The organism is Bartonella tamiae Th239, assembly GCF_000278275.1.
In the GTDB taxonomy this organism is placed as follows: domain Bacteria; phylum Pseudomonadota; class Alphaproteobacteria; order Rhizobiales; family Rhizobiaceae; genus Bartonella; species Bartonella tamiae.
In genome coordinates this window covers 364,660-384,214 of record NZ_JH725147.1, presented here as the reverse complement: position 1 = coordinate 384,214, position 19,555 = coordinate 364,660, and the positions used below count along the sequence as shown (strand labels likewise).

General features: G+C 36.6%; 17 protein-coding genes. 6 read left to right on the top strand and 11 right to left on the bottom strand.

All coding sequences use genetic code 11. From position 1 onward, the window contains the following. Positions 1 to 97: 97 nt before the first annotated feature. Both ME5_RS01850 and ME5_RS01845 read right to left on the bottom strand, forming a co-directional pair. The gene (locus ME5_RS01850) at positions 98 to 1,414 is read right to left on the bottom strand and encodes an ABC transporter substrate-binding protein (RefSeq protein ID WP_008037916.1); all 1,317 of its coding nucleotides are present in this window, start codon (positions 1,412 to 1,414) and stop codon (positions 98 to 100) included. 4 nt (positions 1,415 to 1,418) lie between these two features. Beyond that, positions 1,419 to 2,282 (bottom strand): metallophosphoesterase, encoded by an 864-nt coding sequence (locus ME5_RS01845; RefSeq protein ID WP_008037913.1) that lies wholly within the window; start codon positions 2,280 to 2,282, stop codon positions 1,419 to 1,421. 102 nt (positions 2,283 to 2,384) lie between these two features. Here ME5_RS01845 and ME5_RS01840 point away from each other — a divergent pair, with 102 nt between their 5' ends. Further along, positions 2,385 to 2,954 (top strand): TetR/AcrR family transcriptional regulator, encoded by a 570-nt coding sequence (locus ME5_RS01840; protein ID WP_008037912.1) that lies wholly within the window; start codon positions 2,385 to 2,387, stop codon positions 2,952 to 2,954. Positions 2,955 to 3,288: 334 nt separating this feature from the next. Here the strand turns inward: ME5_RS01840 and ME5_RS10840 are convergent, their stop codons facing one another. Next, positions 3,289 to 3,702, bottom strand: coding sequence for a flavin reductase family protein (locus tag ME5_RS10840; protein WP_245256571.1), 414 nt, complete (start codon positions 3,700 to 3,702; stop codon positions 3,289 to 3,291). Continuing rightward, positions 3,695 to 3,928, bottom strand: coding sequence for a flavin reductase family protein (locus ME5_RS10835; RefSeq protein WP_008037910.1), 234 nt, complete (start codon positions 3,926 to 3,928; stop codon positions 3,695 to 3,697). Before ME5_RS10835 ends, ME5_RS10840 begins: the two co-directional genes overlap by 8 nt. Before the next feature lie 320 nt (positions 3,929 to 4,248). Between ME5_RS10835 and rpoN the strand changes: the two genes are divergently transcribed. From rpoN to ME5_RS01810, 4 genes are all read left to right on the top strand, one after another. Then, positions 4,249 to 5,781, top strand: coding sequence for an RNA polymerase factor sigma-54 (gene rpoN, locus ME5_RS01825; protein WP_008037909.1), 1,533 nt, complete (start codon positions 4,249 to 4,251; stop codon positions 5,779 to 5,781). A gap of 150 nt (positions 5,782 to 5,931) precedes the next feature. Further along, entirely contained in the window at positions 5,932 to 6,522 is a 591-nt protein-coding gene (hpf, locus tag ME5_RS01820) for a ribosome hibernation-promoting factor, HPF/YfiA family (protein WP_008037908.1), read from the top strand. A gap of 130 nt (positions 6,523 to 6,652) precedes the next feature. Further along, positions 6,653 to 7,120: a PTS IIA-like nitrogen regulatory protein PtsN gene (gene ptsN / locus ME5_RS01815; RefSeq protein ID WP_008037907.1), complete on the top strand. Its 468-nt coding sequence runs from the start codon at positions 6,653 to 6,655 to the stop codon at positions 7,118 to 7,120. Between the two features lie 512 nt (positions 7,121 to 7,632). After that, positions 7,633 to 8,091: a hypothetical protein gene (locus ME5_RS01810; protein WP_008037906.1), complete on the top strand. Its 459-nt coding sequence runs from the start codon at positions 7,633 to 7,635 to the stop codon at positions 8,089 to 8,091. 385 nt (positions 8,092 to 8,476) lie between these two features. Here ME5_RS01810 and rlmN read toward each other — a convergent pair whose 3' ends face one another. From rlmN to ME5_RS01785, 5 genes are all read right to left on the bottom strand, one after another. Further along, positions 8,477 to 9,706 (bottom strand): dual-specificity RNA methyltransferase RlmN, encoded by a 1,230-nt coding sequence (gene rlmN, locus ME5_RS01805; protein WP_008037905.1) that lies wholly within the window; start codon positions 9,704 to 9,706, stop codon positions 8,477 to 8,479. 363 nt (positions 9,707 to 10,069) lie between these two features. Next, positions 10,070 to 10,573 (bottom strand): invasion associated locus B family protein, encoded by a 504-nt coding sequence (locus ME5_RS01800; RefSeq protein WP_008037903.1) that lies wholly within the window; start codon positions 10,571 to 10,573, stop codon positions 10,070 to 10,072. 1,057 nt (positions 10,574 to 11,630) lie between these two features. After that, a complete protein-coding gene (locus ME5_RS01795; protein WP_008037901.1) occupies positions 11,631 to 12,791 on the bottom strand; it encodes a M20 aminoacylase family protein in 1,161 nt (386 codons plus the stop codon). Positions 12,792 to 12,860: 69 nt separating this feature from the next. Further along, positions 12,861 to 14,045 (bottom strand): M20 aminoacylase family protein, encoded by a 1,185-nt coding sequence (locus ME5_RS01790; protein WP_008037899.1) that lies wholly within the window; start codon positions 14,043 to 14,045, stop codon positions 12,861 to 12,863. A 19-nt stretch (positions 14,046 to 14,064) separates the two neighbouring features. After that, complete coding sequence (locus ME5_RS01785) at positions 14,065 to 15,387, bottom strand: MFS transporter (protein ID WP_008037898.1); 1,323 nt, start codon at positions 15,385 to 15,387, stop codon at positions 14,065 to 14,067. A gap of 481 nt (positions 15,388 to 15,868) precedes the next feature. On the opposite strand from ME5_RS01785, the gene dapE reads away from it, so the two are divergent. Then, positions 15,869 to 17,125, top strand: a complete 1,257-nt coding sequence (dapE, locus tag ME5_RS01780; protein WP_008037897.1) for a succinyl-diaminopimelate desuccinylase — start codon at positions 15,869 to 15,871, stop codon at positions 17,123 to 17,125. 259 nt (positions 17,126 to 17,384) lie between these two features. Here the strand turns inward: dapE and pmtA are convergent, their stop codons facing one another. Together pmtA and dnaJ are read right to left on the bottom strand one after the other, a co-directional pair. Then, a complete protein-coding gene (pmtA, locus tag ME5_RS01775; RefSeq protein ID WP_008037896.1) occupies positions 17,385 to 17,987 on the bottom strand; it encodes a phospholipid N-methyltransferase PmtA in 603 nt (200 codons plus the stop codon). 196 nt (positions 17,988 to 18,183) lie between these two features. Continuing rightward, positions 18,184 to 19,335 (bottom strand): molecular chaperone DnaJ, encoded by a 1,152-nt coding sequence (gene dnaJ, locus ME5_RS01770; protein ID WP_008037895.1) that lies wholly within the window; start codon positions 19,333 to 19,335, stop codon positions 18,184 to 18,186. Positions 19,336 to 19,555 lie beyond the last annotated feature (220 nt).

Here is a 19,555-nt window from a genome sequence, read left to right as displayed (position 1 = left end):
GGTCGCAGACCTTCCAATATTTTTTTGTGCAATTTTACATGTATTACAGAAGGCTGAATAGCCATCATACTTTGCGTTGTTTTGATCATCTCAATATTCAAGTCTCGTTTGGCATAAGGGTTTGAGCGGTATTTTGCGCATTTTTCATAATTTCATCTGGGTCTTCGTTACCAAAGACAGCAAGTTCAGCAGCATCCATCATGATTTTTTCGATTTGGCGATAATTAGGTCCAGGCAATGATTCCCAAGGCTCTAAAATTTTAAGCTGTTTGAGATTTGGTTCAATTAACGGGTTTTCTTGAACCCAATTTTTCAAATATTTAGGGTCATCAACAATATCCAAACGAAGCGGAAGATAGCCTATTTGTGAAGTAATGATGGTATAAGCCTCTTTTGTGGTTAAATGTTTCATCAATTCCCAAGCTGCACGTTGTTTTACTGGATCATCTGTCGTAATGATAAGAGCGCTCCCTGAATTGTTCGGGCGAACTGGTTTATCACCAAAGCGTGGCATGGTTGTTGCGCGTAATTCAAATTTATCTTTGGCACTTTTGACCAAATAATTTTGCAGACCACTGCTTTGGAGATACATTCCCAATGTTCCAGCAGCCATACTATCCATAGCGCCATTCAAATCAGTATTCATTAAAGCCCCAGATAGCGCTAGGTCTCGCATCATACGCACTGCTTCAAGAGATTCCTTTTCGCCAAATTTTAATGTTTTACGATCACGCGATATGACTTCGCCATTATTTGAACGAACCAAACCTTGAAAAAGCCAATCCCCCGGACCTGAACCAAACATTCCCATTGAAAAACCATCATTATGGGTTTTCTCTTTAATGGCTAATGATGCTTTTTTCACGTCATCCCAAGTTTGAGGTGGATGATCGGGATCAAGCCCTGCCTGACGAAAAAGATCCCCATTATAATATAAAACAGGCGTTGAAAATGTATAAGCCAAACCATAAGTTTTACCATTCAACTGGCCAAGGCGTACACCGTTAGGTACCATACCTTTTGTATGATCTATAAATTCGTCTTCAGGTATAAGATCTTCAAGCGCTTTTGCGCCTAAATTATGTACAGCAAAATCAAAGTCATTAAAACGCAGCTGTATCAAATCGACTGTTTGGCCTGCTGCAAAATCCGCTTGTAATCTGGTTAAAAAATTCTCAGCTGGAACACCTATCCCTTCAACTTTTATAAGTGGATTTTTGTCCATAAAATCGGAAATCATTTTTTGTGTTGCTTCAGCACCTATGCCAGCACTGGCTAAATTATAATTATAAAAAATGATTTCAACAGGCTGATCCACCGTAGAAGCTGCTGTTTGAGCATGCCCTAAAGAAACCATCCATCCAAGTCCTATAGCCAGAAAAGGCATAACGCATAAATATCGTTTAATATTCATCTTTCTAACAACCTTTTTGGATACGTTCTTCATATTTTTGAAACGCAACAATGCGATCTTCATGAGAGATGGTGTCTAATTCTTTTCTCTCAGACGGCAATGGCACAAATGAAACCGTTAATCCTGAATTTCGTAGGCAACATAGTGAATATGAAGCACCTGTAACACCACGCAAACCATAATGAATATAAGTTGGATCAAGCGCAGTATGCATTCCAATTCCAACAACTATCGGTATATTATACCAAGTGGAAACACGATCATAATGAATATGACCTGATAAAATACCTGCAATATTATAACCTTGAAGCATTGTTTTTAAACGCTTTGTATCCTCAATAGTGAGGGACTCCCATTCATTATCTTTGCAGTCTTCGTCCAATGCTGGAGCATGGTGAACCATAATGAGTTTTGGCAAATGAGCATGAGCGTCTAAACGTATTTGTAACCATTCAAATTGTTCTGGTTCAAGAGCACCACCAATTTTCCCTGGTACACTTGAGTCTAAAACTATAAGATGTATACCCGATTGAACAACATCATAATAATAAGGCTGTTCAAGGTTATTTTCACGATCTAACATGGCTTTATAAAAACCATCACGTTTGTCATGATTACCAAGTGCAAAATATACTGGCATTGGTAAATCGTAAGAAGCAAAAAAATACCGTAGGCGTTGATAACTCACATCATCACCGCGATTGGTTAAATCCCCACTGACAACAATAAATTCAGGGGTTGGTTTCATATTTTGAATTTGACCTAAAATAGTTTGTAAAGTCGCATCAGTATCTGTATGCAAGTATTCGTCGTAAATATCAGGATTACCGATATGCAAATCTGTCAAATGAATAAAATTAACTGGCACGCGCACTATTTCCTCACTTAAAACTCGATCTCTATTGCTTGATTTAGAAATAACCGTGCTATATGACAGTTTAATGAATGATCGTTCATTTTGAGATATTTCATGAATCATAGAACAAAGAAAATTTCACAAATTCTAAACGCTGCCGCAGAATTAATCGTAGAAAACGGGTTAGAGACCTCCATGGCGGCAATTGCAAAACGCGCCCATATCGCTACGGGTTCTTTATATCTTTACTTTGAATCTAAAGATGCAATGATTAGAGCGCTTTATCACCGTCTTGCTCAACAACTTGAAAATTCTTTGGTGAAAACAGATCACCCAATGCACACCGATCAAGAAAGAATTCAGCATTATATTGATTGTTATATTGATTTCATATGGGAAGATCCAAAGCGCGCCGTTCTCTTCGAATATTTATCAAATGTTCCACTTATTTCGCCTGAAGAAATGGTTGTGATTTTCGAAAAAACAAGCAAATATTCTTCGCATATTTTTTTAAAAGCGCAAAAAGCTGGCCTCACTGCTCCTTACAACGAAGAACTCTTAACAAGTTTTATTGGCGGCGGTATCCGCAATAGTTTAAAATGGCATAGAATACTTTATAAAAATCTTTCACAACAGCATAGAAAAGAAATTAGCAAAATGTGTTGGTCAGCCATTACTTTGTAAAAATAATCGCCTTATTAAACGATTTAAGAGCCAGATTCATTCATTAAAAATTGCATACGCTCCCAAAAAAACGTTCTCTTTTGCATATTTAAAATATATTATGTTCAAGCGAAAATTTTAAAATGATGACAATCTTTTCAATGTGACAATAATCAAATGCGGTCATATATTTTAATTTATAAGTGATAAAACAGCAAAATATATCTTCGTGTGAACAAAGTCATATTTCATGCACACATATCTTTTAAGCCATCTATATCATTCATCAAAATTTACGTAATTAAAGTCTAACTTGACTTTATTTTTTAAATTTAGATATGAATGCCGTTAGTTTTTAATTCTCATTGTGATTTTTCCATTCTTCATAAGAAATCCGTCTTAATTCAAATCTATCTTGGCATCTAATATAACCACCTGTTCCCTGAACACGTCCGACTAAATCCAATTCTTGAGTATCGATGTAATAATTATCCTTGTCTTTGATAAAACTATCTTCAATGAAAATATCAACTACACGTCCGATAACCATATATTGTCTTGGGCCTGTCAGCATGGTGGCATGATTAACAGATTCAAAGGAAACAGGGGATTGTTCAATGTGAGGCGTTTTGATAACTCTTGATACACGCATTGTTAAACCTGCAGCTCTCAATTCATCAAAACCATAAGGGGCTTCCATTGCCGTCAGGCTCATGGCTTCAACCAACTTTTTGGAAACTAAATTAACTACAAATTTGTTATTATGCAAAATATTTTCTATTGTATCTTTTTTTTGTTCTTACGGAAGATTTTGCAATACTAAAAACAACAAGCGGTGGTTCACTACCCATAACGTTAAAAAAACTAAACGGCGCGGCATTCACTCCTCCATTTGCATTATTGCTTGTGACCCATGCTATGGGGCGCGGTGTCACTGTTGCCGTCAGTAATTTATAAACATCCTTTTGTGTTAAATATTCAACAGAAAAATGCATAAAATCCTCACTCCTTATTTCAAAAATAAGTCCCAAACGCTATATAACAATCATCATTCTGACAAGATATGATTGGCGCGTAATTGTATTTTGATTTTATCGTGTGTTTTGTTAAAATTTATAGCATTTTTTCATTTTTATTCATCTCATACATACTTAAAATATATAAAAGACACAGTTTGCCTAAGCGCTTAAAATACAGTAATAATTTATCTTATATATGCATTAATAAGAGAAAGATCTTAAAACAAAACTGAAACTTACAACCATGCATTATCACTTATCGCGTCATATGCATCTTGTCAGATGGATTACTCTTCATGGCATCATCGCCTCGTATCAGTTTACGTCAAAAAACAGCGCCTATTATAACGGGCGAACTGCTACAATCAATCCAAATCTTGTCGATGACCGCTACAGAAATTGAACATTTTGTACAAAATGCTTTGGAAAAAAATCCCCTTTTAGAACGCGCAGATCACAATGATGGCACGCCTGTTTATCGTAATTTTGAAACAAACTGCCGTGACATTCACCTTAATAAGGAACGACAAAACACTCACACAATTTCTCTATCATCAACGCATGATAATTTTCGGAATAAACCAAACGTTGATAGGCACAATGATCAAAAATCGATAAAAGAAACGTCATATTTATCACAAGGACAAGAATACGCCTATAATTTTGCACATAAACACATAACTCAATCAGTATATAGCGATGCTAATGTTCATGAAAACGCTCATGTTTTGGCAACAAAACCCAATTTACATGATCATCTTTATGAACAATGTTTATTTACATTTGCTCGCGGCATGCATTTTAATATTGCGCTTGATCTCATAAATCAACTTGATGGCGCTGGCTATTTTTGCGGCTCTCTCTCAGAGACAGCATTAAATTTCAATGTTTCAGAAGATATGGTTATGCATATTTTTAAGCGTTTACGTCAATTTGATCCCGCTGGAATATTTGCACTGTCTTTGAGCGATTGTTTAGCGTTGCAGTTATCACGTAAAAAACGCCTCACATGTGCTTATCGTTCTCTATTAAACCATCTTACTCAACTTGCAAAACGCGATTTTACTTCATTAAAAAAATTAACAGGATTAAAACAACAAGATATTGTTCTTTTTTTGCATGAGATCCGTCAGCTTAATCCAAAACCTGCAACATTATTTGATATAACTCCAAGCATAATTATTATTCCAGACATTATGGTCTATACTCAAGATAATGATCATTTTCTGGTTGAATTAAATGAAGCCATTTTACCAAAATTGATTGTTAATCAAAATTACACCGCAAAAGTTTGTATCAACCCACAAGAGAAAAACTTCATCAAAACCTGCCAACAAGAAGCATATGGATTAATAAAAGCACTCGACCAACGCGCAAAAACCTTGCTTAAGGTCACGAGCGCTATTGTCCAAAGCCAAGAAAAATTTTTAAGGCATGGTATTTGTAAACTTAAACCTCTTACCCTTTGTCAAATTGCTGAAATGGTCGATATGCATGAATCGACCATAAGTCGTATTACAGCTCATAAATATATAGCAACACCACTTGGAACATTGCCACTGCGGCGTTTTTTTTCCTCCGCGCTTAGCGCCAATAATGGTCAGGGATATTATTCAGGTGGTGCAATTTGTCACCGTATCCAAGAATTAATCCAAAAAGAAAATAATGATAATGTTCTTTCAGATAATCAATTGGTGGCTTTATTAAAAAAAGAAAATATTGCTGTCGGACGACGGACTGTAGCAAAATATCGTGAAGCAATGAACATTCCGTCTTCAACAATTAGACGGAGAGAAAATACAGCACGAAAAAATACAACCAAAAGTTGATTTTTACTGGTTGACTTCCCTCATACAACCCAATAGAAGCCCGATTAAGGAATTGACCTTATCTTTTCCATATTTTTAAACGCTGACGCTTGCGTGATAGGAAAGATAAGGTTAAATTGACCTTATCACGAATTATGAACGAGGTTTATAATGAGTTTGCGTATTTTTGGAAAGCACATGGATATTGGTGATGCTTTTCGTGTTCGAATTGAGGAACGCATTCAAGATGCGATTTCGAAATATTTCGATGGAAGCGTTGAAGGCCATGTAACTGTGTCTAAATCGGGCTCGCGTTATTCGGCAGATTGTGTCCTCCATCTTAGTACGGGCGCTATTTTGCAAACAACAGGTCAGGCACTTGACCCGCAAGGGGCGTTTGATGGTGCTGCAGAACGTATTGAAACACGCCTTCGTCGTTACAATCGTCGTCTTAAATCCCGTAGCCATGTACAAAGTGAAAGTGCGGTCTTTGCCGAATACGCTTATCATATTATGGAGCCAATACCTGATAATGATCTTGATGACGATTTACCGGCAGATTATGCGCCAACAATTGTTGCTGAAACATCAATGACCTTACGCTCTATGTCTGTTGCTGATGCAGTGGTAGAGCTTGACTTAATGGATAATCCAGTTATGGTTTTTCGTAATGGAGCAAGTGATAAGATTAATCTTGTTTATCGCAGGGCTGATGGCAATATAGGTTGGATTGACCCTTCTTCAGTTACAAACAAAGCATAAAGATAAATCCCCGAATTTGATCAATACAAAGGTGTTTACGACACAATAGTTATTCGCAACCTTCACTTGTTTAAAGTGTTTTAGCATTTTGATAAGGTGAATGTTTGGATGGTAAAGAGGAAAAAATAGCATGGATCTGAGTGATTTGATTGAACCTGAGGCAGTGATTCCAGTGCTCAAGGCCAATTCGAAAAAGCAAGTCTTGCAAATTATGGCTGAAAAAGCATCCAAAGCAACAGGACTTAGCGAACGTGAAATTTTAGACACGATTTTACAACGCGAAAAACTTGGTTCTACAGGTGTCGGCAATGGTATTGCCATACCACATGGTAAATTGAATAAAATTGATCATATTGTGGGTATTTTTGCCCGATTGGATCATCCTGTTGATTTTGAAGCCCTTGATGATGAACCTGTCGACTTGGTCTTTATGCTTTTAGCACCTGAAAATTCAGGCGCAGATCATTTGAAAGCCCTGTCTCGCATTGCACGTGTTTTACGCGATCAAGATATGCTTCAAAAATTACGCAACACACATGAAGCACAAACTCTCTATTCTTTCTTAGTGGAACATCCAGCAGCTTCGAATGCAGCTTAGTGCGTTTAAGATATTACATCAATAAATCACGGCGAAAATGTTTTATCAACTGGACTCATTCTAAGAGGCGAACAATGATGACAACGCATTCATGCTTATCAAGATGAATGTCATAGTGTATCTTTGATACATGGTCCTATTTTCTAAATCATAGACTTTATGGATCAGACTGGGTTTATCCAATAACTTGATGGCATATAAGATATGTCCTGATACATGATCCAATAGGCAATCATTATTAAAAGCACTCGTGTATAGTCTTATTATAGAATACTATGAAGCTTCATAATAAAATAAGATTGTGATTTTATGAAAATGTCTTCTTTTCAATCGAACACGATTTAATAGTTTTTCTATGATGTTTATAAGTGAAAAGACATTTTTAACAAAAAGAATTCCAAAAGCGTCTATTTGTCACGCATTTAAAAGATGATATTTTTAAAAAAAACTTTATAAAGAGGGTAATGATACTCAATCTTATTTCCATATCTTATCCTTTTTAAGACAAATCAATGACTTCTAAAACGCCTCTTCAAGATGATCGTTTCCAAGACACAGGAATTCTTACGCCACTTGCATTTATGGCTCTTTTCATCTTTTTTGTCTATGGCGCATTACTGGTTGGTCTTTTAGGACTTTCTGATTGGATCATTCATGCATGGCATATAAGCATTCTTCAAAATATGGGGAATGCAGGTATATTTTTATTAGCACTCATCATTCCAGCTTTATGGTTTATTCTTGCCTTTATCATTGCAACACTCCCTTATATTATATTACGATCAAAAGGGCATATTCGACGTGCAAGACGGATACGCACCATCATTCTTTTTGCCATGTTTCATATTTTTGCCATTCCATGGATTTTATGGCCAACATTGCGTCGTGCCTCGCCAAAACTACGCCAAAAGCATAGAGAAAAATTAAAAAAACGAATAAAAAAACGAAATCAAGTTGATATCATTGGATAAGATTGATCAAAGTTAAAATTTTTATAATTTTCGTAAACACGATCATTGCAGTATTCTTCAGCAAAAATCGAATAAATATTAACAACTATCAAATTGTTAGCTTTCAATGATCGAGATATTTTATTGCTGAGCTGCTATCGCTTAGTGTCACTTAATTGTCTTATCAAAAATTCCAATTCTATAAGTGATCAACAATTAAAAGACGTTACTTTATGTTTACTGATTTTTTATAAAAGATACGTTTAAGCAAAAGAAACGGTTTTAAAAACGAGTACGCGTTCTATGATGATTGTTATCACATAAAAAACAAAGATTATTCAACACAACACTATAAAGACGTGATCATCTTAGAAAAGATCGGATTTTAAAATTGTCTTCTTATTCTCTAAGCGGTTTTTTTACCACTTTTATCATTTTCAAGCTTTTGGCGTTCTGATTTACGCATGCGTTCAGATTCAGATTTCAATTGCCCGCATGCAGCAAAAATATCGCGCCCTCGAGGTGTACGAATAGGTGAAGCATATCCTGCTTGATTGATAAAATCAGCAAATCGCTCAATCTGTTCCCAATCAGAACATTGATAATTGGTCCCAGGCCATGGATTAAATGGAATGAGATTTATTTTTGCAGGAATATTTTTTAATAAGTGAACAAGACGTTTGGCATCATCCAAACTATCATTGACATCTTTCAACATTACATATTCAAACGTAATACGTCTTGCATTGGAAAGACCGGGATAATGACGGCAAGCTTCTATTAGTTGATCAAGCGGATATTTTTTATTTATCGGCACCAGCATATCCCGCAATTCATCGCGCACAGCATGCAATGAAATCGCAAGCATAACACCAATTTCTTCGCCTGTACGTACAATTTCGGGAACCACACCTGATGTTGAAAGGGTTATGCGCCGTTTCGAAAGCGATAATCCTTCACCATCTGAAGCAATTATCAGTGCTTTTTTAACCGCCTCGAAATTATAAAGCGGTTCTCCCATACCCATCATCACAATATTTGTGATCTTTCGCCCTTCTGCTGGTACAATGGCACCATCTGGTGTATCTTTATCAGGAAAATCACCCAAACAATCACGTGCGATAAGCAATTGCGCTAAAATTTCCTCTGTTGTTAAATTACGAACAAGTTTCTGTGTACCTGTATGACAAAAAGTACAAGTTAAAGTACATCCAACTTGCGAAGACATGCACAATGTGCCACGCCCTTCTTCTGGTATGTAAACCATTTCAATTTCAACTGGCCGACCAGCACCGCGTGGGGGAAAACGCAATAACCATTTGCGCGTTCCATCATTTGAGATTTGTTCTTCAACAATTTGTGGTCTGGCGATTGTAAAAGCGCTTTTTAGTTTTTCCCGCATTTCTTTTGAAATATTAAACATATCATCAAAATGCGAAACCCCCCGCACATAAAGCCAATGCCATAACTGAGCAACCCGCATGCGTGTTTGACGTTCAGGTATACCAATACGATGCAGGGCTTCAGCCATTTCTTCACGGTTAAGCCCAATCAAAGAAGGACGTTCATCATTATCAAACGTTGGTCGCAAAGCTTTATTGGCGCCAACTGGTCTTAGATCGTAAGATACGCTCATTGTTTTTGGGTCTCAATTTTATGAATATTCGAAGCTTTAACACAAAAAACCACAAACGTCATTATGTAAGCATACTTTGTGTCTTTGATATTTATTCACTCTTTTATAAAAACAAACTCTCAAGACATTATATTTTTAATAATTAATATACAAACGAAAAACCGCAGCTATCATTGTTTCATTTTTATCAATATGAATCCATTTTATAATAATTGGATTTTGATTTCTCCATGAACGCATGGGCAAAAATAAATATCTAAGCAATCAAATTCTATTCTCAACATCAATAATCCTCAAATGATTGAGGATTATTGATAAATTAAAAATGATAAACTCATAACTTTAATTACAGTATAACGCTAATTATTTGCAATTTTGCGTTGAATTGAGTGCCGCTGTCACGCCTTTAAGGGAATATGTATAGCTTGTATTAGTTCCCCTTTGTGAAACGGCTTTAACCGTAAGGTTAGAACCTGCGCGCATAGCGGCAACAAGCTGATTTTCAGCCGATTGTGAAGATGCCCATGCTGATGAATCCTTGGTAAAAAATTCATAATTTTTACCATCAACTGTTACTGTAACTTTTGATCCAGATTTAAGCGTATAACCAGCCATAAACTGCGGTTCAAATATTACCTGGCCACCTGCACGTTTACTGATAAGAAAAAAATTATCGCCATGATTGACATTCGTTGGTTGTGATGTCAACGGAGCTGAAAGCACATAACAGACTGTATTATTGCCTGATTTATAAGAATAGGCACCCCAGGCATCAAATTGATTGAGTCGTGTGGGTGTCTGCGCAAAAGCCGTTCCAACAAAAGCCAAAACCATAATAGATCCAGCAGTAAAAATTTTTCCAATCATCGTATACTCCGCTCGCTTCTCTTTTTCTTTTGGCAAAGCCTTATTAATTCACTTCATTTAAACTTACAGCTTTTGACCAGTCCCTAATCCATCAATATACATATTTTGATAAATTATATCATGAGTTGTCCTTGGCACCACTATTACATCTAATTTTGACGTGTTTGTGGTTACTAAAAGGTGAAATTTAAATAAAATTTAAAAAATCTTATAATGCACATAATAATTAAAAAGCAAAAATTCCTACGGGCTCATAAGCTAAAACAAAAAAGATGCATCAATTATTTCTGATTCATCTTCTCTATTATCCCATAAAAAGTGCAGCAGAGTATGCGGGGGTATAACTCTGCTGCGCCGGACTGGATTTTCAAAAAAATCTCGTCCGGTTACGTTCAGGCATTTTGAAATACCCGAATAAAAATAGTTGATACATTAGTCGGATAATCATTATTCGGCTTATGATTATCCGTCAACTCTTTGAAAAAAATATCATAATAAAATTAAAAGGATTTACACGCATCAATTGTAATTTTACTTTAATACCCAAACCTAGATTGTATTTTAATACTAACACTTTATTTTTTAGCTATTGTATGATCATAAAGTGACGAATTTTAACACTTAACTATTGTAACTGATTCGACGGACTGTCATATGGATGAGATTATTTATCTATCATTATTCTGTCTGTCTTACATATCACCCCAAATCATAAAACATTCCAATCCATGTTGAAATGATAAGGCTCATTCATCTACATCACAAAAGCAGGTATTCTAACACTTCTAAAAATTATCAGTCATTTTTTCATAATTATATTCATGATGCATAAAATGAATTAAGGAGCTTAAAATGATAAAATGCACGTGCTTTTGCAAATAAGAGAATAATCTTAGCGAGGCAATTATCACGTTAGATTAATCAATATCTTTAAACACTACGATTATATATATTGAATAAGCAATACTACGCACAAACACTCACTATTTTACAATAATGATAAAAAAATCGTGTGCTTATTTTTAATAAGTCCCTCATTATTTTATATTAAATTTTATTATTTTTTTAAATATGTTTCCACTAAAGCGCCCCAAAGACTAGCACCAACAGGAATAATATCATCATTAAAATTATACTGCGGATTATGCAATCCAGCGCTATTGCCATTACCTATAATAATGTAAGCACCTGGAACCTTTTCTAACATAAAAGAAAAATCTTCACTTGGCGTTAATGGTTCAGCATTAAAAACGACATTATTTTTACCGACCAATTGTTCGGCAACCGCTTGAGCATAGCGGGTAGCCTCAGGATTATTGACCGTTACGGGATATCCACGAGAATAGTTTATTTCAGCTTCTGCACGATAACTTTGTGCCTGTGCATGCACAATATTACAAATACGCTCTTCCAACAAAGCTCGCACTTCTGAAGAAAAACTACGGACCGTTAATTCAAGTTTTACCTCATCAGGAATAACATTGTGGGCTGTTCCTCCTTGAATAAGTCCAACTGTTACAATAGCGGCCTCAAGCGGTGAAACATTACGTGAGACAACAGTTTGCAATGCCATAACCGTAGAAGACGCCACAACCACTGGATCTATTGTTGTTTCAGGACGCGCGCCATGCCCACCTTTACCTCGAATGGTAATATAGACTGTATCGACAGAAGCCATCATCGGACCTTCTGCAAAACGCAAGCTACCAGTAGGAAATCCTGGCCAATTATGAAGACCATAAATTTTATCACAAGGAAATTTATCGAACAAACCATCATCAATCATCGCTTTTGCCCCTGCATATCCTTCTTCAGCAGGTTGAAATATAAGATGAACGGTACCATTAAAATTTTTTGTTTCTGCTAAATAGCGCGCAGCTGTGAGTAAAATTGTTGTATGACCATCATGACCACAGGCATGCATAACGCCTTTATTTTCACTCGAATAGTCCAGGTTTGTTTGTTCATGAATAGGCAATGCGTCCATATCGGCACGAATACCAATTGTTTTTTTGCTGTCTCCCAATTTAAATGATCCAACAAGACCTGTTTTACCAATTCCGCGCGTGACGTCATATCCCCAACTCTCAAGGAGCTCTGCCACCTTCTCACTTGTTTTATATTCCTGATAACTTAACTCAGGATGTTGATGAAAATCACGGCGCAATTGCGTCATTTCAGGAAGACTGTTTTCAATATGATTGCGAATAATATTCATTGACATAATTCCTTACTTAAAAGCTCAAACAAAATACCCGCCAGCTTTTTATGTTGTCGGGTAGAACTTTTAGCGTAAATAGTTTTCAGCCAATGATGACCAATAACACCCCCCCAAGGGAATTAAATCATCATTAAAATCATATTTAGGATTATGAAGCGGCGCACTTTCACCGTTGCCGATCATCAAATAAGAACCAGGAAGTTTTTCAAGCATATAGGCAAAATCTTCACTCCCCGATGCTTTCACCATATTGGTATTGACTTTTTCTTCTCCAAAAATTTCTTTCGCGACATTGAGAGCAAAATCGGTTTCATCATCATGATTAACAAGACAAGGATACATACGGCGATAGTGGATATCGGCAGTGGCTCCGAAACTTTCCGCCTGTGCTTTGACCAATGTTTCAATACGTTCTTGTAAAAGATCGCGTATTTGTGCGTTAAAACACCGTACTGTTAAAAGCATTTCAGCACTATCTGGAATTACATTTGAGGTAAATCCCGAACGAAAACTGCCGACTGTTACAACTGCTGTTTCAAGTGGTGGAACATTGCGCGATACAATGGTTTGTAATGCCGTAATAATAGCAGCACCAGCAGCGATCGGATCAATCGCTTTTTCTGGCACTGCACCATGCCCGCCTTTTCCGTTAATTTGAATCCTAACCGTATCACTTGAAGGCATAAAGGCTCCTTTACGAGAGCCAACAAAACCCGTCGGCGCATCTGGCCAATTATGAATGCCAAAAACTTTGTCACAAGGGAATTTATCGAACAAACCATCATCTATCATGGCCTTCGCGCCAGCATATCCTTCTTCAGCAGGCTGAAAAATAAGATTTAATGTACCATTAAAATTTTTTGCTTCAGCAAGATAGCGCGCAGCTGTTAATAACATAGCTGTATGACCATCATGCCCACAAGCATGCATTTTACCCTCATATCTGCTTGAATAAGGCAAATTGGTCATTTCAGAAAGTGGAAGTGCATCAAAATCAGCGCGCAAGCCAACAGCTTTTGTCCCATCACCCACCTTTAACTGACCAACAACACCTGTTTTTCCTAACCCCGTTTCAACTTCATAGCCCCAAGATTTTAAGAGATCGGCAATAATTTTAGAGGTACGATGCTCTTCATAAGCGAGCTCAGGATGAGCATGAAGATCACGCCGTATCTCAACCATTTGCGGCACAAAATTTGAAATATGATTCAAAATATGGGCCATTTTTTCCGATTTTAGTGTCTCACTCATTCATCTTCCTCCAAATTAGTTAAATTATTTCACGGCGTTCATCAAATTTGGTCACTGCAATAATGCCCACAATTAAAGCAAAACCCAAATACCAAAAAGGTGCCATATTGTCCAACTCAGAAAGATCTAATAAAAATGTGACAACCATCTGAGCTGTACCACCAAAAATAGCAACGCCAAAAGCATAAATAACAGCTGTCGCAGTTGCACGAATTTCTTGCACAAAGGCTTCCATAATCATCAATACAGACACTATTGTTAAAAAGCCTAAGCAACAAATTGTCACAACATGAAATGTATAAAACAATAAGATGTTACGAACAAAATGAAATTCGAGATAGGAACTTATAAATGCAACGCATAAAATGACCAAAACTGTAGGTTTACGTCGTTCAAGCTTATCGCTTAATAAACCAGAAAAAAACGTTGCCACAATCATTATCACACTAGCATAACTTGAAACGAGAAAGGCTTGTGAACTACCAATATTCGTCACTAATTTCAAATAATTGGGCATGAAAAAAATGATGACATACATTAAAACAGTCACAGGAAAAATAAATAATATTCCCATAATTGTCTGCTTTGTATGATCAGTCATCAAGACTTTAAAAGGATGTTTTTTGGTATCTTGATGTGCTGGAGCTTCATAAGTCTCATCAATATGAGCGCGAATATAAAGCCCAACAGGTATAATAATTAAAGAAAAAATAAATGGTAACCGCCAACCCCAACTGTGAAGTGCTTCTTCTGAAAGTTGGTAAGTGAGCCAAGCCGCAAGAAGTGAGCCACAAAGAGCACTTAATCCTTGCCCCAAAAATTGCCAGCTTACAAAAAAACCACGTTGATTACGACCAGCTGATTCCATCAATAAAGTTGTTGCTGCGCCAATTTCTCCACCAGCTGAAAACCCTTGGAATAAGCGACCTAAAACAATCAATATAGGGGCAAAAATACCAATAGTTGCATAAGATGGTGCAAAACCAATCAAGGCACTTCCGATAGCCATGAGGGTAATTGTAAGAAGCATGGCCGATTTACGACCATGACGATCTGCATAAGCACCAATAATAATACTTCCCAAAGGGCGCATGACAAAGCCAACACCGAATACGGATACAGAAATCAGCAATGCTATAAGAGGATTCTCAGCATTAAAGAAAACACGCCCGATAATAGCAGCAAAAAAACTATAAACAGTGAAATCAAAAATTTCTATAAAATTACCGATACCTGCGGCAATAATCAATTTCGCTTTTTGTCCGCTTGTTTTAAGACCACCATTAAGATGAGTTTGTTCATTTGGCCAAGTTCGGTCTAAATTTTCACTCTCATTTACCATAGGGTCAGTCCCTCCTCATTATTTGATCTATGCCCAATTTTCATTGAATTTTTTACAATAAAACAATATGCCTATCATGAAAAGCTATTCTGTGTACTTTTCTTATTATTGTTGTAAATTTTTAGGAACTGTAACACTTTTTCACGTTTCATAATTTAGTAAAGGTTTATCACGCATCATGATTTTCTCTGAGACGTCTTTTTTACTAAGTGTATCCGTCGCTTTCAAAAAAATAAAATCCTATCCTTCAATAAAGCTTATACCTTCACATTCATAAATACATTTGTCTTAAACTCCACTAAAGTTTAACTTTTTATTTTTAAAACAATTCTTTAATATTTCTTCCTATAAATTTTTATCATAACTTGATCAAAGCTAGTATGTGAAAACAAGTCCATCAAGATAAAAAACCTTTTTAGTGAACTCTTAAACAATCAATTTTATTATCAAAAATGCCTCATTCAAATAAAAGGACAGAGTTATGGACTCTTTGAAAGATCCCGTTTTTTTAATACGCACCCTCATTCAATGCGCATCTGTCACGCCAAATGAGGCTGGTGTTTTAAGCACATTGGAAACTTTTTTGCATAAACTTAATTTTGATGTAAAACGGCCTACATTTCAGGATACAAATACCCCTGACGTTGACAATCTTTATGCGCGTCTTGGTGCGAATGGTCGCCATCTTATGTTTGCAGGCCATACAGATGTTGTCCCTCCAGGCAATAATGACCAATGGTCTTATCCTCCTTTTGATGCAGTTCTGAAAGATAATAAAATTTTTGGACGTGGTGCTGTTGATATGAAAGGCGGTATAGCCTGTTTTCTTGCTGCAACTGCACGCTATCTCGAAAAAAAGCCGCTTTTAGGTTCCATCAGCTTTCTCATTACCAATGATGAAGAAGGCCCTGCGATTAACGGTACAGTGAAATTATTGCACTGGGCAGCAACAAAAGGAGAAAATTGGGACGCAGCTATTGTTGGCGAACCTACAAACCCCAACCATTTGGGTGAAATGATTAAAATTGGTAGACGTGGCTCACTTTCATGTCTCATGACAGTTCAAGGTTACCAAGGTCATGTTGCTTATCCAGAACGCGCTTTTAATCCTATTCCAATTGCTATAAAATTATGCGAGGCTTTAACAACAACACCTTTAGACAATGGATCCGAAATGTTTCAACCAAGCAATTTGGAAATAACTGCCATTGATACAGATAATCAAGCAACCAACATTATCCCTGGCCAATGCCGCATACGTTTTAATATTCGTTATAATGATTGTTGGACACAAGAAAGTCTGAAAGCCGAAATTGAAAAACGGTTAAATAAAACATTAAAGGCAGATGGTGAAACAGACGTTTTTGAGACGACATCTGATCAATCGATAAGAAAACAGAGTATGTCAAATGACATGCATATTCCGTCCTCTTTCAAAAAAGATCGACCAATTTTTACCCTCGATTGGATGATGAGTCCCGGAGGGGTCTTTGTTACCAAAGATGACACTTTAATCAATATTCTTTCGCAATCAATCTTGGCTATAACGGGGTGTCATGCAGAATTATCGACGACAGGTGGGACATCGGACGCGCGCTTTATCAAAGATTATTGCCCTGTCATAGAATTTGGTTTGGTTGGGCAAACCATGCATCAAATCGATGAATACGTTGATGTGCATGATTTAGAAACTTTAACACAAATCTATGAAAATTTTCTTGAAAAATTTTTTGCCTAAAAATTTCGTTTTAAGGTCTATTCCATAAGATCATATGTTACGTTTTAATCCATTAATCATTATTACAATCTGCTTTCATGTCGTCAATGCAACTGAAGAATGTTAAAATTCCAAGACAAATAGAAACTCTTCTTCAGTTTTCTTTAAGCTTTTTTAAAGAGGCACAAAAGACATATGCTGAGTGTGAAAACTCTTAATGCTTTTTAAGATTTTATAACCGTATTAAATAAACTTAAACGTGTTTATAATTTTGCATCAATTATGAGCTTATCTTGCGTCGATAGATCCATAATTGCGCAGGAGGAAAATTGCGCATAACAAAGTCATAATGCTTAACTTCATAACTTCCTTTATTCGCGGGAACAGGTGACTTTGCACCGTAAGTGATTTGAATAACTGGACGCCCATGAGGTATCCGATCAAGAAGATCTTCAATCAAAGCGATCCGATCAGCAACGGGAATTAAAGTCAAAGGAATAGCGCAGATCACACAATCAAATTTAAGATGTTTTTTATCACCCAATGTTTCATCAAGTTTGAAAGCGTCACCATGAATCACATTAACCTTTGGAAATTTTTCAAACAATAACTCGGCAAAATCTTCGCTATATTCAATAGAATAAAGATCATTTGGAGCAATGCCGCGTTCTAAAATCGCTTTCGTTATAACACCTGTTCCAGGTCCTAACTCCAAAACAGGTAAATTTGACTCAACATCAATCACACTTGCCATACGTTTTGATGTTACAGAACTTGTCGGCAATACAGCCCCAACCTTTTTAGGACCATCGATCATACCCTTAAAAAAACGAATTTCTTCACTAAATTTTTTTGAAATTTTTTCTTTAAGTGTTTGCGTCATTATATCTTCCCATTTTTTTAATCAGCATATCATGAAGTTTTTTTCTATTAACACTGAATATTCAATACGATGAGAATGGCATAAAATTTATACAATGCAAAGATGTTCTTCACACTGATCATAATCAAAGGTTAACACCTTTCATGCTGATAAGCATATCATACATAAAAGATATAATTTTTATGGTCGTATAATATTAATGATGACCACTTAAACCCTCAAAAAATTCTTTCATACGCGAAAAAAAACCGTGCGATTGAGGAGAATTTTCGTGACTTGATATTTGATCAAATTCTTCAAGCAATTCACGCTGTTTTTTACTCAGTTTTTGTGGAGTCTCAATGGCAACTTGAATATAGAGATCCCCCATTGCTTCTTGACGCAAAACAGGCATTCCTTTACCTTTTAAGCGAAATTGTTTTCCATTTTGTGTTCCTTCAGGAACTTTAACCCGTGTTTTAATACCATCCAGTCCAGAGACTTCAAATTCCCCACCAAGTGCCGCTTTTGTCATAGAAATAGGGGCGCGGCAATAAAGATCAGCACCATCGCGCTGAAAAAATTCATGTGGCTGTACAGATATAAATATATAAAGATCACCGGATGGACCACCACGGTTTCCTGCTTCTCCTTCACCAGAAAGGCGAATGCGCGTTCCATCTTCAATGCCAGCAGGAATTGTGACGGTAAGTGTGCGATCTTCTTCAACGCGCCCTTGACCATGACATTTACTACAAGGATCTGAAATTGTTTCTCCCCGTCCATTACATGTGGGGCACGCCCGTTCAATAGAAAAGAAGCCTTGAGCCGCACGCACGCGACCTGAACCATGACATGTTGTGCATGTTTGTGGTTTTGATCCTTTTTTAGAACCCGAGCCATTACAGCTGTCACAAGTGACAGAAGTAGGAACACGAATTTGTGCGGTTTTGCCATGATAAGCCTCTTCAAGTGAGACTTCCATATTATATTTTAAATCTGCACCTCGCTCACGCCCATCAGAGCGTCTGCGACGACCTCCCCCCATCATTTCGCCGAAAAAATCTTCAAAAATATCGGAAAAGCCACCAGCATTTCCAAAAGGATTTCCGCCGCCAAACGGGCCTCCACCGCCACGGCCGCCATTTTCAAAAGCTGCATGCCCAAAGCGATCATAAGCGGCGCGTTTTTGTGGATCTTTTAAAACCTCATAAGCTTCACCGATTTCTTTGAATTTTTGCTCTGCAACCACATCCCCGGGATTTTTATCAGGGTGATATTGCATAGCCAATTTACGAAAAGCAGATTTGAGCGTTTTTTCATCGCATTCACGAGTAACGCCGAGCAATTCATAATAATCAATTTTCATAGGTCAATCCTGCAGATGGTACACAGTTTAAGCTTTTCATATTTAATCATAAAAGACGTTTTTATCACTAAGAACATAATTCAAAAACCTATCTTCTATCGAGAATTGATGAGAACTTGTACATTTGTTTTAAAGCTTCTTAAAGGGGTCTTTTATTTTCATTTAGAGGTTTTAATGTTACCGAATGATATTTTTAATCACTTCTAAAAATGATATTTGA

Excerpts from the sequence above, each read along its gene's own strand:
- ME5_RS01850 (WP_008037916.1), bottom strand. The coding sequence starts at position 1,414 with ATGAATATTAAACGATATTTATGCGTTATGCCTTTTCTGGCTATAGGA.
- ME5_RS01840 (WP_008037912.1), top strand. The coding sequence starts at position 2,385 with ATGAATCATAGAACAAAGAAAATTTCACAAATTCTAAACGCTGCCGCA.
- ME5_RS10835 (WP_008037910.1), bottom strand. The coding sequence starts at position 3,928 with ATGCATTTTTCTGTTGAATATTTAACACAAAAGGATGTTTATAAATTA.
- rpoN (WP_008037909.1), top strand. The coding sequence starts at position 4,249 with ATGGCATCATCGCCTCGTATCAGTTTACGTCAAAAAACAGCGCCTATT.
- hpf (WP_008037908.1), top strand. The coding sequence starts at position 5,932 with ATGAGTTTGCGTATTTTTGGAAAGCACATGGATATTGGTGATGCTTTT.
- ptsN (WP_008037907.1), top strand. The coding sequence starts at position 6,653 with ATGGATCTGAGTGATTTGATTGAACCTGAGGCAGTGATTCCAGTGCTC.
- ME5_RS01810 (WP_008037906.1), top strand. The coding sequence starts at position 7,633 with ATGACTTCTAAAACGCCTCTTCAAGATGATCGTTTCCAAGACACAGGA.
- rlmN (WP_008037905.1), bottom strand. The coding sequence starts at position 9,706 with ATGAGCGTATCTTACGATCTAAGACCAGTTGGCGCCAATAAAGCTTTG.
- ME5_RS01800 (WP_008037903.1), bottom strand. The coding sequence starts at position 10,573 with ATGATTGGAAAAATTTTTACTGCTGGATCTATTATGGTTTTGGCTTTT.
- ME5_RS01795 (WP_008037901.1), bottom strand. The coding sequence starts at position 12,791 with ATGAATATTATTCGCAATCATATTGAAAACAGTCTTCCTGAAATGACG.
- ME5_RS01790 (WP_008037899.1), bottom strand. The coding sequence starts at position 14,045 with ATGAGTGAGACACTAAAATCGGAAAAAATGGCCCATATTTTGAATCAT.
- ME5_RS01785 (WP_008037898.1), bottom strand. The coding sequence starts at position 15,387 with ATGGTAAATGAGAGTGAAAATTTAGACCGAACTTGGCCAAATGAACAA.
- dapE (WP_008037897.1), top strand. The coding sequence starts at position 15,869 with ATGGACTCTTTGAAAGATCCCGTTTTTTTAATACGCACCCTCATTCAA.
- pmtA (WP_008037896.1), bottom strand. The coding sequence starts at position 17,987 with ATGACGCAAACACTTAAAGAAAAAATTTCAAAAAAATTTAGTGAAGAA.
- dnaJ (WP_008037895.1), bottom strand. The coding sequence starts at position 19,335 with ATGAAAATTGATTATTATGAATTGCTCGGCGTTACTCGTGAATGCGAT.